This window comes from Streptomyces sp. AV19, assembly GCF_015999245.1.
In the GTDB taxonomy this organism is placed as follows: domain Bacteria; phylum Actinomycetota; class Actinomycetes; order Streptomycetales; family Streptomycetaceae; genus Streptomyces.
In genome coordinates this window covers 43614-57312 of record NZ_JAEAMR010000009.1, presented here as the reverse complement: position 1 = coordinate 57312, position 13699 = coordinate 43614, and the positions used below count along the sequence as shown (strand labels likewise).

Sequence of the window (13699 nt, the reverse complement as noted above, 5' to 3'; positions counted from 1 at the left end):
CCGGGGGCTGCCCTCCCTAGGCGGGCTTCACCGTGCGCAGGTACTTTTCCACGTCCACCGACTCGTCCGTCGCCAGCCCGACATAGCCGTCCGGTCGGATCACGAACAAGCCCTGCCCGTACGCCTCCGCCTCGCCTATGTGGTGCGTGGCGACGAGCCGCCCGTCCAGGTCCGGGAGTCCGGCCTCCCGGCCCACCGCCAGCAGCGTGAACCGTGTTCCGCGGAACGCCTCGAACAGCCGGCGCCCGTCGTCCAGCACCCCGTCCGGCGCCCGGTCCCCGGCCCGGAGCGCGTCGTCCGCGAGACCGGAACGCGCCTCCCACGACAGCGGACTCTCCCGGTAGTTGAGGTCCAGCTGGTGCGCCTCCCGGCCCCGGCGGGCGGTCAGGGCGCGGCCCTCGCCGCCCTCGCCCCGGTGGATGCGGGTGCTCAGGCCCAGCACGTCCGCCGCGACGGGCAGCCGCTCCGCCTCGTAGGAGTCGAGGAGCCCGACGTCCGCGCCCCGGAGCACGTGGCCCAGCTTCCAGCCGAGGTTGTACGCGTCCTGGACGCTCGTGTTGAGGCCCTGCGCCCCGGCGGGGGAGTGGACGTGCGCGGCGTCACCGGCCAGGAACACCCGCCCCTCGCGGAAGCGTTCCGCCATCGCGGCCCGGGCGCGGAAGACGGACGACCAGTGGACGGCCCCCGCCGTCAGGCCCGTCCGCGCCGTGACCAGTGCCCGCACCCCCTCCGGCGACGGGTCCGGCACCCCCGCCCCGTACCCCGCCATCAGCTGGAAGACCGACGTCCGCGCCAGCGGGCACAGGGCCAGCGCCCCCTCGGCCGTCTCCCACGTGTGCCAGTGCGTCCGCGCCAGCCCGGGCACCTCCAGATCGGCCACGATCATCGGGGCGGGATCCACGGTCGTCCCCGTGAACGGCGTGCCCAGCACGCCCCGCACGGTGCTGCGCCCGCCGTCCGCCCCGACGAGGTACGCAGCCCGCGCGCCGGAGCCGTCCTCGAAGTGCGCCGTCACCCCGTCACCGTCCTGCTCGAAGCCGGCCAGCCGCGTGCCGAACTCGACGCGCCCGCCGAGCGCTTCGAGCCGCTCGCGCAGGATCTCCTGCGTGCGCCACTGCGGCAGCATCCATGGCTCGCCGAACGGCGCATCCGGCGTCGGCTCCAGGCGCGTGATCATGTCCCACTCCGTGGCGAGCCGCCCGTCCTTCCAGCCGCTCATCCGCGGCAGCCGGTCGCCCGAGGCCAGCACGGCGTCCAGGATCCCGAGGTCCTCGAAGATCTCCAGGGTGCGCGGCTGGAGTCCCTTGCCGCGCGAGCCGGGGAAGGGCCCGTCGCCCGCGTCGATCAGGCGGAACGGGACGCCCTGCCGGGCCAGGTCGCAGGCCAGGGCCAGGCCGGTCGGGCCCGCGCCGACGATCAGCACATCAGTGGTGGCATGCATGCGCAGCACTCCTTAACGGCGTTCAATTTAACAGCGTTAAGGATGGGCTGAACGGCGTTAAACTGTCAAGCATGGCAACGCGACTGGACCGTGAGCAGGTGGTGGACACCGCCCTGGGGCTGCTGAACGAGGTGGGCCTGGAGGGCCTGACCCTCCGCCGCATCGGCCAGGAGCTGGACGTCCGCGCCCCCGCCCTCTACTGGCACTTCAAGGACAAGCAGGACCTGCTCGACGCGATGGCCACGGAGATGCTGCGGCGGATGTCCCGCGCCGAGCGGCTCAGGGAGGTCACGGAGCAGCCGGCCTGGCAGGACGTCCTCGCCGAGTCCCACCGCGCGCTGCGCCGCACGCTGCTCTCCTACCGCGACGGCGCGAAGGTCTACAGCGGCACCCGCTTCACCGACAACTCCTACGCGGACACGATGGAGGGCTATCTCGCCTCCCTCGTCGAAGCGGGCTTCGCCCCCCGCACCGCCGCCCGCGCCTTCTACACCGCGTACTGCTACACCATCGGCTACGTCATAGAGGAGCAGTCCGCCGTCGGCTACCCGGACCAGGGCGTCAAGGGCATCGACCTGATGGAGCGCGAACAGCGCCTGCACGACTACCCGATCGCGGCCGCCGCCGGCCCCGAGCTCTTCGGCGAGTCCGAGGCCGGCTTCGAGGCGGGCCTGCGCGCGGTGATCGCGGGCCTGGAGGCGACGCTTCCGAAGGGCTAGCGGTCGAGTGCCCTGCGCAGCAGAGGGGTCAACCGCCGTTCCACGAGGACGTGCAGCAGCCACGCCAGCCCCAGCATCAGCGCGATCGTCAGCCCGAAGGTGGCGTACGACGGCAGGCCCAGCCCGCGGTGCAGCGCGCCGACGACCACCCAGCCCAGGTGCTCGTGCACCAGGTAGAAGGGGTATGTGAGTGCCCCCGCGACGGGCAGCCAGCGCCAACTCGCCCATCGCGCGCGCCCCGCCGCGATCAGCGCGACGGCCGCGTATCCGAGCGCGAGCACGGCGATGATGACGGACGGCGAACGGTACGAGAAGTAGTGCGGGTTGGGCGGATGCCACAGCCCCACCACCGCGTAGCGCTGCCCGATCAGGAAGCTCCCCACGACGATGCCCCAGTTCAGCGCGGAGTGTCCGTACCGGTGGACGAGGTACAGGCCGATGCCGCCGATGAAGAACGGCGCGTGCTCGGGCATGACGACCACCCGCAGCGACTCCAGGTGCCCGGCCGTCGTGATCACCGCGGCCAGTGTCCACACCGCGCAGAAGAGGACGACGCGCTGCCGCGTCGCGCCCGGCAGGACGACGAAGAGCGCGAAGAGGGCGTAAAAGCGCACCTCGGCCCAGAGCGTCCAGCACACCCCGAGCACCCGCTCGGCGCCGACGGGCTGCTGGAGCATGGTGAGGTTGACGAGGGTGTCGCTGAGCGAGACCGTCCGGTAGGTGACCCAGGGGAGGGCGAAGACCAGCGTCACCAGCGCGATCGCGGCCCAGTACGCGGGGTAGAGCCGGGCCGCGCGCGAGGCGAAGAAGGAGCGCAGGGGCCGCCCCCAGCCGCTCATGCAGATCACGAAGCCGCTGATGACGAAGAAGATCTGCACGCCGAGGCAGCCGTAGGCGAACGCCGTGGACAGGTGCGGGAATTCGCGCCGGGGCGAGGCGCCCCACGCGGTGGCGATCTCGCCGTCCCGTCCTCCGTAGTGGTACAGCGCCACCATCAGCGCGGCGACCAGCCGCAGCCCGTCCAGCGCGTACAGCCGCCCGCCGCGGCGCTCCGGCCGGTGTTCCCGCGGTCGTGCCACGGGCGGGGCGGGGGCGGTGGCCGTCATGCGGGCTTCCTTCTGTTCAGCCGGCGGCGCACCGCGCGGACCCGGCGTGCCATCCGGCGCACGGTGGGATTCCTCGGCAGGAAGGCAAGTTGGGGCGGCACGGCCCCGGGGAGCCCGAGGGCGGTCAGGCGGCGGCGCTTGAAGTAGCGCCAGGTGGCGGTGTTCAGATGGACCGTCAGGTAGCGCTCGGCCGCCGCGCGCAGGTCCGGATTGATCTGCGGCTGCATCGCGTAGCCGACCGCCGCGAGCAACTCCCCGGTGTCACCGGCGTGGACGGGCGTCTGCTCGTCCTCCAGCGGCGGCAGGAGCGCGTCGACGAGGGTGACCGGGACCCGGTTGCTGTTCTGGTACGGGGTGAGCCGCTCCAGCAGCAGGTCCGTCCCGGTGCGGACGGCCGGCAGGCCGTGGAAGGCGCCGGCGGTCATCAGGGCGGTGGAGAAGCAGCCGACGACGAGGGCCGGTCGCAGCCGCTGGCAGAGGACCTCCGCGAGGGCGGGGGAGTCCACGACCGTGAGGTTTGCCCCGAGCCGGCCGGCCTCCTCCTCCAGCAGCCGCGACCAGCGGGCGGGCGCGGTCGGGTGCGGCTTGAAGACCACGGTGCGGTGGCCGCGCGCCAACGCGCCGCGCAGCATGCGCACGTGCAGCCGCTCCTCCTCCTCGGGGGTGAGGATGTCCAGCGCCGAGAGGTACTGGCCGAGCAGGAGCGCGGACCCCTCGGGGACGGCGGGGAGTTCGGGGGTCGCGTCGGCGATCTCCGCCAGCACCTTGGCGAAGACCTCGCCGGGGACCGTCCGGGCCTCGACGCCGAACTCCCGCAGCAGCAGCGGCCGCAGACCGGGCACGAGGTCGAGGTGGAGGAGCCGGCGGACGCGGGTGCCGATCAGCGGGTCGAGCTTGTTGCGGGTGGGGCCGTAGCTCATCAGCCCGTCCGCGTAGACGTCCAGGGGGGCGGCGGGGAAGACCTGGGCCAGCGCGAGGGCCGGGTTGACCTGGAGGGACTCCAGGACGATCTCGACGTCGTCGTCCCCCAGGTGCCACAGCAGCCTCAAGTGCCGCTCCCACAGCGGGACGTCGTCGGGGCGCGGCGACCAGCCGGCGGGGTGGAAGGGGCTGATCGTCGCGTTCCAGGAGAGCACGCCGTCGAAGCGGGCGCGCAGCGCGTCGAAACCGGGGGCCTCGTCGGGGCCGGGCGTGGTCTCGGGGACGGCCGCGTTGTTGGCGACGAGCAGCAGACGGCGGTCGGCCGGGGGGAGGAGCCCGGCGTCCAGGGCGGCGGCGAGGGTCGCCGTGCCGTAGAGGGTGGAGGCGAGGAGGATCTGGGTGCGGGGCCGGTCCGGGGTGTGGGTTCGGCTCTGGGTGCGGGGCTGGTTCTGGGTGCGGGGCCGGTTCGTCATCGGACGGTCACCCGCCTGCGGACGCGGCGCAGTCGCCGCGCGCGGTCCGCGTCCATGGAATTCAGGGCGTCGTTCAGCAATCGCGGTGGCATCCGTTTCATGGCGGCGGCGCTCAGCGAACGCAGCGCCCGGGCGACGTCGGGTTCGAATCGTTCGATGGAGCCGAGGTGATGGGAAATGATCGCGCAATAGGTGCGGACGGCTTTCGGCAGCAGGGCCTCGGCATCCCGGTCTCGGGCCGTTTCTTCGAGTACCTGGTCGAATGCGCGGAGGAAATCGAGCTGGCGCACGTCGCCGATCTGTGTGAGGGACGAGGCGACGCCACGACGGTAGAAGACGCCGAGCAGTCCGGCCACCGCGAAGGTGTCCGCCTCGCGGTGCAGCCGCCAGATCCAGGGCCGGTCCTCGGCCGTGCGCAGGCCGTGCCGGAAATGCAGCAGCCCCGCGTCCAGCAGCCGCCGGTGGTAGATCCCGGCCCAGGCGTACGGGTAGTCGACGGAGGTGCTGCGGTCGGCGGGCAGTATGGCGTCGCGCGGGTCGAGGACGACGCCGCGGCGGCCGTGCGGGACGCGGTGGACAGTGCGGGCGCGGCCGGTGCACTGGACGTGGTCGGTGCGCACGAAGTCCACGGCCAGTTCCTCGGCGACGGCGAGGAGCCGGCGCAGGTGGCCGGGGGCGAGCCAGTCGTCCCCGTCGAGGAAGGTCAGGTACTCGCCGCGCGCCGCGTCCAGCCCGGTGTTGCGGGCGGTGGCGAGGCCGCCGTTGGCCGCGTGGCGCACCAGCACGGCCCCGGGCAGGTCGTGTTCCGCGCGCCGGAGGAGATCACCCGTCCCGTCGGTCGAACAATCGTCGACGAGAATGAATTCGAAATCCCGGTGGGCGTTCGCCTTGAGGCTCCGCAGGGTGTCCTGCGCATAGGTCTGCACATTGAAGAACGGCACGATGACGGAGAGCTTGACCACTCGCGTCACGTTAGGTGACGGCCCGGCATTCGTCCTGACCGCCGGAACAAGCGGAAGTGAACGGCCCACGGCGAAATGGTGAACTGGGCGCGCTGCTCAACCGATTCGCCGGGCGTCGGTGTGCTGTTAACCGATTGTTGAGCCGGTGTTGGGCAGCCAAACCGAATCAATTCCTATCGTCGGTGCCGTGCCCTCAGCGCCTTCCTCCTCAGCGCCCTCGCGTACCGAATCCCCGCCCCGGGTCGCCGTCCTCGCGGATTCCGACACCCGCTGGAAATGGGGAGCGCTCACCGCGCGCCGGCTCGCGCCCGGTGCGAGCCCGGACGGATATCTGCTCCGGGGGCGCGCCACCCCGACACCGCGCCAGCTCGCCGAAGTCGGCGTGGACTGGACGCGGTTGGCGGAGGTGACCGGCCCGGAGTTCGCGGCCGCGGCCGGGGCCGCCCGGTACGACGTCGTGCTGCTCGCGTGCGTCGGCGGCGCGGTGCAGGCCCTGCTGCACGGGCTGGCCCACGCGTGGCGCGGCGCGCCGCGGCGGCCGGTGGTCGTGACCGGGTACGTGGGCGTCGTCTACGAAAAGCTCGCCGACGGGCTGCTGTTGCGGCACGGGGCCGACGTCGTCCTCGCCAACTCCCGCCATGACGCGGAGCGGTTCCGCGCGGTGTACGAGGGGGTGGGCGCGGCCGCGGGGAGTGTTACCGAGTGCGCGCTGCCCTTCCTGGAGGGGGCTCCGTACGGGCCCGCCGATCCCGAAGTCCGGCCGTACACGGTCGTGTTCGCCGCCCAGCCCTCCGTCCCCGACCGCCGGGAGGACCGGCTGTACCTGCTGGAACGTGCCGCGCGGCACGCCCGGCTGCACCCCCGGCGCGAGGTCCTGATCAAGCTGCGCAGCCGTCCCGGTGAGCACACCACGCACGTCGAGGAGCTGCCGTACCAGCGGCTCGCCGGGCGGCTGCCGGCCGGACTGCCCGCCAACTGCCGCCTGGTGTACGGGAACATGGGCGAGGTCCTGGACCGCGCCGACCTGCTGGTGACCGTCAGCTCGACCGCCGCCCTGGAGGCGCTGCACCGGGGCGTGCCCACCGCCGTCCTCACCGACCTCGGGGTCCGCGAGCAGCTCGGCAACCACCACTTCCTCGGCTCCGGCTGCCTCGCCTCCTGGGACCGGCTCGACGCCGGTCACCTGCCCAAGCCCGAGCCGGAGTGGCTCGCCCGCCAAGGGGTGGCCACGGAGGGGGCGTTCGACGCCGCCCGGCGGCGCGTGGCCGACCTCCTCGCGCCCCCCGGCCCGCCGCCCCTGGCGCCGTACTACACGAGGGAGACGGCCCCCGGCTACCTGCCCGGAATCCTGGCCCGCCACGGCTTCGCCCCCGACGGCCGCCCCCTCCCCGGCCGCGCCGCCCCGCCCGCCGAGGAGAGCAGGCTCCGCCGCGCGGCCCGCGGCGCCCTGCGGGAGGCGGCCCGCGGCGCGTACCGCCACGGCGTCCAGCGGGTGGCGCCGGTGATCCGGCGGATGGGGGAGCTGTGAGGGGGGTGGGGCAGCCTGCGCGGGCTGCGCGGCCCGGAGGGCCGGGCGCGCCCGCCGCAGGGGCGCGGCCCGCGTCCGGGGCGTGTGCGCCTGTGCCGCAGGCGCCTGCTGTGCCCGCGCCTGCGGTTCCCGTGCTGCCTGGGCCTGTTGGGCCCGGTGATCCCGTGCCGCCTGCGCCGGTGGCGTCCCTCGTGGCCGCTGCCGTCGCCCTCGTACAGCCCGCGTGCGGTCCGTCCGCCGCGCCCGCGTCCGCCGCGCCCGCGTCCGCCGCGCCCGCGTCCGCCGCGCCCGCGTCCGGGGCGTACGCGCCCGGGCCATCAGCGCTCGGCGGGGTGGCCGGGCTCGCGCCACCCGGGCCCGCGCAACCCGCCGTCCCCGCCCCCGTACCGCCCGCGCGCAGGCCGTCCGCCGCCCCCGCACCACGCGCCGCAGCCTCCACCGCCCCGCCCGGCCCCGAACACCACACCCCTGCCCACCGCATCCCCGAGGAGCCCGCCATGCCCGCCGCCGTCCTCGCCGTCGTCCCCGCCCGTGGCGGGTCCAAGGGGGTGCCCGGCAAGAATCTCGCCCGGGTCGGGGGCGTGCCGTTGGTCGCCCGGGCCGTCCACGCCTGCCGGGCGGCGACGCGGGTCACGGACGTCGTCGTCTCCACCGACGACCCCGCCGTCGCGGCCGCCGCGCGGGACGCCGGCGCCACGGTGGTCCAGCGGCCCCCGGAGCTCGCCGGGGACACCGCGACCAGCGAGGCCGCCGTGCTGCACGCCCTCGACGCCCACGAGGCGGCCGGCGGCCGCGCCGTCGAGGCCGTCCTGCTCGTGCAGTGCACCAGCCCCTTCCTGACCGCCGGGGACATCGACGCGGTGACCGCCGCTGTCACCGAGGGCGGTGCCGACAGCGCGCTGACCGTGGCGCCCTTCCACGGCTTCGTCTGGCGGAGCCCGGAAGTGGCCGGAAATCGCGCATCCGACAACGGGGCCCACGGCGTCAACCATGACAAGAAGCACCGGCCCCGGCGCCAGGACCGGCCACAGGACCTCCTGGAGACCGGGGCCGCCTACGCGATGCGCGCCGCCGGCTTCCGCGCGGCCGGCCACCGCTTCTTCGGCCGCACCGAGCCCGTGCCCACCGACCCCGCCCGCGTCCTGGAGATCGACGACCCGCACGACCTGGCGCGCGCCCGCGCCCTGGCACCCCTCCTCGACGCCCAGGATCCCGGCGTCCCGGACTTCCCCGCCCGGGACGACATCGACGCCGTCGTCCTCGACTTCGACGGCACCCAGACCGACGACCGCGTCCTGGTCGACGCCGAGGGCCGCGAACTCGTCGCCGTCCACCGGGGCGACGGCCTCGGCATGGCCGCCCTGCGCCGCGCCGGGCTGGCCCTGCTGATCCTCTCCACGGAGGTGAACCCGGTCGTCGCCGCCCGCGCCCGCAAGCTGAAGGTGCCGGTGGTGCACGGCACGGACACCAAGGACGCCGTGCTCAAGCAGTGGTGCGACGAGCGCGGCATCGACCCCGCGCGGGTGCTCTACGCCGGCAACGACGTCAACGACCTGCCCTGCCTCCGCCTCGTCGGCTGGCCCGTGGCCGTCGCCGACGCCCACCCCGCCGTACGGGAAGCCGCCCGCGCCGTCACCCGCGCGCCGGGCGGCCGCGGCGCCGTCCGCGAGATCGCCGGCCGGCTCCTCGGCCCCGAGCTCTGACCCCGTCCCCCTCCCGCCCCCAACGCCCCAGGTAAGGAACCGCTCCATGGCCCCCACCGTCCTCGCAACCCGCTCCCGCACCCGTCACCTCGGCGACCGTCCCGTGGGCCCCGGCCATCCCGTCTACGTCACCGGCGAGATCGGCATCAACCACAACGGCGACCTGGACAAGGCCCTCGCGCTCGTCGACGCCGCCGTCGACGCGGGCTGCGACGCCGTGAAGTTCCAGAAGCGCACCCCCGAGATCTGCACCCCGCGCGACCAGTGGGACGTCGAACGCGACACCCCCTGGGGGCGGATGAGGTACATCGACTACCGCCATCGCGTCGAGTTCGGCGAGGACGAGTACCGCCGCATCGACGAGCACTGCCGGGAACGCGGGATCGCCTGGTTCGCCTCGCCCTGGGACACGGAGGCCGTCGCCTTCCTGGAGAAGTTCGACCCGCCCGCCCACAAGGTCGCCTCCGCCTCGCTCACCGACGACGAGCTGCTGCGCACCCTGCGGGCCACCGGGCGCACGGTCGTGCTCTCCACCGGGATGTCCACGCCCGCGCAGATCCGGCACGCCGTCGAGGTGCTCGGCAGCGGGAACGTCCTGCTGTGCCACGCCACTTCCACCTACCCGGCCCGCGCCGCCGAGCTCAACCTGCGGGTCATCCACACGCTCCAGGACGAGTACCCCAACGTCCCCATCGGCTACTCCGGCCACGAGACGGGCCTGCAGACCACGCTGGCCGCCGTCGCGCTGGGCGCCTGCTTCGTCGAGCGGCACATCACCCTGGACCGCGCCATGTGGGGCTCGGACCAGGCCGCCTCCGTCGAACCCGGCGGCCTGGCACGGCTGGTGCGCGACGTCCGGGTCGTGGAGGAGGCGCTCGGGGACGGGGTCAAGCGGGTCTACGACAGCGAGCTCGCCCCGATGCGCAAGCTGCGCCGGGTCCCGGGCGTCATCGCCCAGGCCGCCGGCCGCCGGCCGGCAGCGGTCTGACGGGCCGGCCGCATGAGCGCCCCGGACGACCTCCCCGCCGCCACGCTGGCCTTCGTCGAGAGCCCGGTCCAGCTCCTCAACGTCCTTGAGTGGGCGCACGACCGCGCCCACGACCGGCCGTACGACGACGGCGTCCCCGCCCAGCGCACCAGCGGCTCGGACCGGCGCCGCGTCCCCCTCGGCACGGCCGACCTGGAAATCGTCGTGCTCGCCCCGCACGACCCGATGACCCGCGGCCAGCTGCGCCGCATGGCCGAACTCGCCCGCGACCAAGGCGTCAGGCTGGGCTGGGAGGAGGCGCGCGGCGGCGTCGGCGCGCCCCTGCAGACCGTCCGCTCCCTCGCGGGGCCGCTGCGCGCCGCGCACCGCATCGTCATCGGGGACCCGTTCTCGCGCTACGTCCAGCTGCTGCTGACCCTCGCCCGGCCGCGGGAGCTGGTGGTGGTGGACGACGGGACGGCGACGATGGAGTTCGTGGCCCAACTCGCCCGTGGCGAACGGTTCGTGCGCTGGCACCGGCCGTCCGGCGGCCGGGGGGCGCGTGATCTCGCCTTCGCGCCGTTCTCCGCTTCGGCGCGCCGGATGCTCACACCGAACGACCACCGGAGTGTGCAGCTGTTCACCTCCATGCCGGTCGAACCGCCCCCGGGGGTGACGGTCACCGCCAACGCCTTCGCCTGGACGCGCGCCACGTTCGGCCCCCCGCGGCTGACCCGCTCCACGGACCTGGTGGGCACCTCCCTGGTCGAGACCGGGGTCGTCGAGGCCGAGCGCTATCTGGAGGCCGTCGGCGCCCTGGCCGCCGCCCACGGCGCCACCCGCTACTTCGCGCACCGCCGCGAGAGCGCCGGCAAACTGCGCCTGATAGCCGGGCGGCTCGGCCTGGAAGTCGTCCGGCCCGAGCTGCCCCTGGAGCTCGTCGCCCGCCGCGGGCCCATGGGGCGTACGGTGCTGAGCTTCCCGTCCACGGTCGTGCACACCCTCCCGCTCGCCCTCGCCGGCACCGAGGTCACCGTCGCCGTCTGCGACATCGACCCCTCGTGGCTCACCGCGCACGCCTCGCCCCGGGCACAGGGCTTCCTCTCCCGGGTCACCGGGAGCGCACGCCACGCACGCCGCCTACCGCAGATGTCCGCCCCGGCGCGCAGCACCTGACAGTGTCTCGCAAAGGTACGCCGTAAATACGGGTCATACCCCCCTGGTAACCCATCCATGCGGCTGAACTTTTCACGATGGGAGGGCAGTTGCCGCATGAGGGGGCCTACTCTTCAGAGGGTGAAGCAACTGATGCCCTGTGAAGCCGCTCCTGCCACTCCTGTTGGCGATCTTGAAGGCGCTCCGGCCGGCGCGCTGCCCGGTCTGCTCCCGGCCGGGCTCGGCGCAGAACTCGTCGCTTTCCGCCGGGACTTGCACATGCACCCCGAGCTCGGCAACCGCGAGTTCCGCACCACCGCGGCGATCAGGGCGAGACTGGAGAAGGCCGGGCTGCGTCCACGGACGCTGCCCGCGGGCACCGGGCTGGTCTGCGACATCGGGCGTCCCCGGCCGGGCGCGGAGCGCCGCCCGGTGCTCGCCTTCCGCGCGGACCTCGACGCGCTGCCCATCCCCGACACCAAGACGGTCCCGTACCGCTCGACGGTGCCGGGCGCCGCCCACGCCTGCGGGCACGACGTGCACACCACCGTCGTCCTCGGCACCGGCCTGGTGCTCGCCGCGCTGGACGCGGAGGGGCTGCTGCCGCACCCGGTGCGGCTGGTCTTCCAGCCCGCCGAGGAGATCCTGCCCGGCGGCGCGCTGAAGGCGATCGACGGCGGGGCGCTGGAGGGCGTCGGCCGGATCCTCGCCGTGCACTGCGACCCCAAGACCGAGGTCGGCCGGCTCGGGCTGCGCACCGGAGCGATCACCTCCGCCTGCGACAAGCTGGAGGTCGTCCTGGACGGCCCCGGCGGCCACACCGCCCGTCCGCACCTGAGCACGGACATGGTGACCGCCGCCGCCCGGGTGGCCACCGACGTGCCGGCGCTGCTCTCGCGGCGGGTGGACACCCGGGCGGGCCTGGCGGTGACCTGGGGCCGGCTGGAGACCGGGCACGCGGCCAACGTGATCCCGCAGCGCGCCGAGCTCTCCGGCACCATCCGCTGCCTGGACATCGACGCCTGGCGGGACGCGCCCGACCTGGTGCACGCGGCGGTCGACGAGGTGGCCACGCTGCACCGCGCCAAGTCGCAGATCACCTACGTCCGGGGCGTCCCGCCCGTGGTCAACGACCACGAGATGACCGCGCTGCTGGGCCGGGCCATGACCGCGCGGCGCGGGGCGGACGCGCTGGAGGACACCCAGCAGAGCCTCGGCGGGGAGGACTTCTCCTGGTATCTGGAGCACGTCCCGGGCGCGATGGCCCGCCTCGGAGTGCGGCCCGTGGGGGACACCTCGCGCCGTGATCTGCACTGCGGGGACTTCGACGTGGACGAGGGCGCGATCAGGGTCGGTGTGGAGCTTTTTACAGCCGCGGCGCTGCTGGATGGCCGTCTTTCGTAGGATTCGCCAACAACTGTTCGGTTAGCGACGATCCGATAACGGCTTCCGGCTCACCCTTTTCAGGCCATCTACGCGCGTTACGATCCCGTCGAAACCAGCGCCAACGACGGCGCTTCGAGTGAAGGGGCCCTCGTGCGCCGGGTATCCACGATCACTGTTGCGGGCATCGCCACCGCGGCTCTCGCTTTCACCCTCACTGCCTGTGGTGAGTCGTCCACCGAGTCCAGCGGCGGCGGCAAGGGCAAGGGCCTCGGCCTCGCCTTCGACGTCGGCGGCCGTGACGACCACTCCTTCAACGAGTCCGCCGCCCGCGGCGCCGACAAGGCGAAGAAGGAGCTGGACTTCAACAACAAGATGATGACCGCCAAGAACAGCGAGACGGAGGCCGAGCGCGAGCAGCGGCTGAACTCCCTGGCGGAGGCGGGCTACAACCCCGTCGTCGGCGTCGGCTTCAACTACCAGAAGTCCGTGGAGAAGGTCGCCAAGGACCACCCGGACACCACCTTCGCCGTGGTGGACTCGGTCGCCGCGGGCAAGAACGTGGAGAGCATCACCTTCGGTGAGCACGAGGGCTCCTACCTCGCCGGTGTCGCCGCGGCCCTGAAGTCCAAGAACCACAAGGTCGGCTTCATCGGCGGCGTCAACAACGCGCTGATCCAGAAGTTCCAGGCGGGCTTCGAGCAGGGCGTCAAGGACACCGACCCCAACGCGAAGGTCACTTCGCAGTACCTGTACCCGAACAACGACAAGGGCTTCAACGACCCGGCCGCGGCCAAGGACAAGGCCAAGGGCATGCTCGACTCGGGCATCGACGTGATCTACACGGCGGCGGGCCTGTCGGGCAACGGCTCCATCGAGGCCATCGCCGGGCAGAAGGACGCCTGGGCCATCGGCGTGGACTCCGACCAGTACCAGCAGCCGGGCCTGGAGAAGTACAAGGACCACATCCTCACCTCGGTGGTGAAGAACGTGGACGTGGCGGTCTTTGACCTCATCAAGAGCGTCAAGGACGGCAAGCCGCTCACCGGCCCGAAGACCTACCTGCTCAAGGACGGCGGCGTCTCGCTGGCCACCTCGGGCGGCCACATCGACGACATCAAGGACAAGATCGAGGCCGCGAAGAAGAAGGTCGCCGACGGTCAGGTCAAGGTCAAGACCCAGCCGTGACCCCGGCCGGCGCCGGCCGGCCGACATGAACGGTTGTGGGGGGCCCGCGGGGGGGGCCCCGCCCGGGCCCCCCCAGCGCGGGGGGACCCCAACCCCCGGGGGGGCGGGTGGGCCGGGTGGGGGGGCCCCCCCCCCCCCCCCCCCCCCCGGGTT

General features: G+C 73.6%; 11 protein-coding genes. 7 read left to right on the top strand and 4 right to left on the bottom strand.

Annotated features, from left to right (window positions below; translation table 11 throughout):
* Positions 1-16: 16 nt before the first annotated feature.
* The gene (locus I5Q34_RS16740; RefSeq protein WP_199893091.1) at positions 17-1441 is read right to left on the bottom strand and encodes an FAD-dependent monooxygenase; all 1425 of its coding nucleotides are present in this window, start codon (positions 1439-1441) and stop codon (positions 17-19) included.
* Between the two features lie 71 nt (positions 1442-1512).
* On the opposite strand from I5Q34_RS16740, the gene I5Q34_RS16735 reads away from it, so the two are divergent.
* Positions 1513-2160 carry a TetR/AcrR family transcriptional regulator C-terminal domain-containing protein gene (locus tag I5Q34_RS16735; protein ID WP_199893090.1) on the top strand — a complete coding sequence of 216 codons (648 nt, stop codon included), beginning with the start codon at positions 1513-1515 and terminating at the stop codon, positions 2158-2160.
* On the opposite strand, the gene I5Q34_RS16730 is transcribed toward I5Q34_RS16735, so the two are convergent.
* The 3 genes from I5Q34_RS16730 to I5Q34_RS16720 are packed head-to-tail and all read right to left on the bottom strand — an operon-like array spanning position 2157 to position 5622.
* Positions 2157-3266, bottom strand: coding sequence for an acyltransferase (locus I5Q34_RS16730; protein ID WP_199893089.1), 1110 nt, complete (start codon positions 3264-3266; stop codon positions 2157-2159). The two genes, I5Q34_RS16735 and I5Q34_RS16730, sit on opposite strands and share 4 nt — an antisense overlap.
* Entirely contained in the window at positions 3263-4660 is a 1398-nt protein-coding gene (locus I5Q34_RS16725) for an alpha-2,8-polysialyltransferase family protein (protein WP_234429041.1), read from the bottom strand. Before I5Q34_RS16725 ends, I5Q34_RS16730 begins: the two co-directional genes overlap by 4 nt.
* Positions 4657-5622, bottom strand: coding sequence for a glycosyltransferase family 2 protein (locus I5Q34_RS16720; protein ID WP_199893088.1), 966 nt, complete (start codon positions 5620-5622; stop codon positions 4657-4659). The genes I5Q34_RS16725 and I5Q34_RS16720 overlap by 4 nt, the downstream gene beginning before the upstream one ends.
* 187 nt (positions 5623-5809) lie before the next feature.
* Here I5Q34_RS16720 and I5Q34_RS16715 point away from each other — a divergent pair, with 187 nt between their 5' ends.
* The 6 genes from I5Q34_RS16715 to I5Q34_RS16690 all read left to right on the top strand — a co-directional run bounded on the left by I5Q34_RS16715 (position 5810) and on the right by I5Q34_RS16690 (position 13546).
* Positions 5810-7150 (top strand): DUF6716 putative glycosyltransferase, encoded by a 1341-nt coding sequence (locus I5Q34_RS16715; RefSeq protein WP_199893087.1) that lies wholly within the window; start codon positions 5810-5812, stop codon positions 7148-7150.
* Positions 7151-7647: 497 nt separating this feature from the next.
* The gene (locus I5Q34_RS16710; RefSeq protein WP_199893377.1) at positions 7648-8853 is read left to right on the top strand and encodes an acylneuraminate cytidylyltransferase; all 1206 of its coding nucleotides are present in this window, start codon (positions 7648-7650) and stop codon (positions 8851-8853) included.
* 46 nt (positions 8854-8899) lie between these two features.
* A complete protein-coding gene (locus tag I5Q34_RS16705) occupies positions 8900-9841 on the top strand; it encodes an N-acetylneuraminate synthase family protein (RefSeq protein WP_199893086.1) in 942 nt (313 codons plus the stop codon).
* A 12-nt stretch (positions 9842-9853) separates the two neighbouring features.
* The gene (locus tag I5Q34_RS16700) at positions 9854-10996 is read left to right on the top strand and encodes a hypothetical protein (protein WP_199893085.1); all 1143 of its coding nucleotides are present in this window, start codon (positions 9854-9856) and stop codon (positions 10994-10996) included.
* Between the two features lie 132 nt (positions 10997-11128).
* A complete protein-coding gene (locus I5Q34_RS16695; protein WP_199893376.1) occupies positions 11129-12379 on the top strand; it encodes an amidohydrolase in 1251 nt (416 codons plus the stop codon).
* Positions 12380-12511: 132 nt separating this feature from the next.
* Positions 12512-13546, top strand: a complete 1035-nt coding sequence (locus I5Q34_RS16690) for a BMP family protein (RefSeq protein ID WP_199893084.1) — start codon at positions 12512-12514, stop codon at positions 13544-13546.
* Positions 13547-13699: the final 153 nt, after the last annotated feature.

Bases quoted from the DNA above. Each gene is read 5' to 3' on its own strand.
- I5Q34_RS16735 (WP_199893090.1), top strand. From the start codon at position 1,513: ATGGCAACGCGACTGGACCGTGAGCAGGTGGTGGACACCGCCCTGGGG.
- I5Q34_RS16730 (WP_199893089.1), bottom strand. From the start codon at position 3,266: ATGACGGCCACCGCCCCCGCCCCGCCCGTGGCACGACCGCGGGAACAC.
- I5Q34_RS16705 (WP_199893086.1), top strand. From the start codon at position 8,900: ATGGCCCCCACCGTCCTCGCAACCCGCTCCCGCACCCGTCACCTCGGC.
- I5Q34_RS16700 (WP_199893085.1), top strand. From the start codon at position 9,854: ATGAGCGCCCCGGACGACCTCCCCGCCGCCACGCTGGCCTTCGTCGAG.
- I5Q34_RS16695 (WP_199893376.1), top strand. From the start codon at position 11,129: ATGCCCTGTGAAGCCGCTCCTGCCACTCCTGTTGGCGATCTTGAAGGC.
- I5Q34_RS16725 (WP_234429041.1), bottom strand. From the start codon at position 4,660: ATGACGAACCGGCCCCGCACCCAGAACCAGCCCCGCACCCAGAGCCGA.
- I5Q34_RS16740 (WP_199893091.1), bottom strand. From the start codon at position 1,441: ATGCATGCCACCACTGATGTGCTGATCGTCGGCGCGGGCCCGACCGGC.
- I5Q34_RS16710 (WP_199893377.1), top strand. From the start codon at position 7,648: ATGCCCGCCGCCGTCCTCGCCGTCGTCCCCGCCCGTGGCGGGTCCAAG.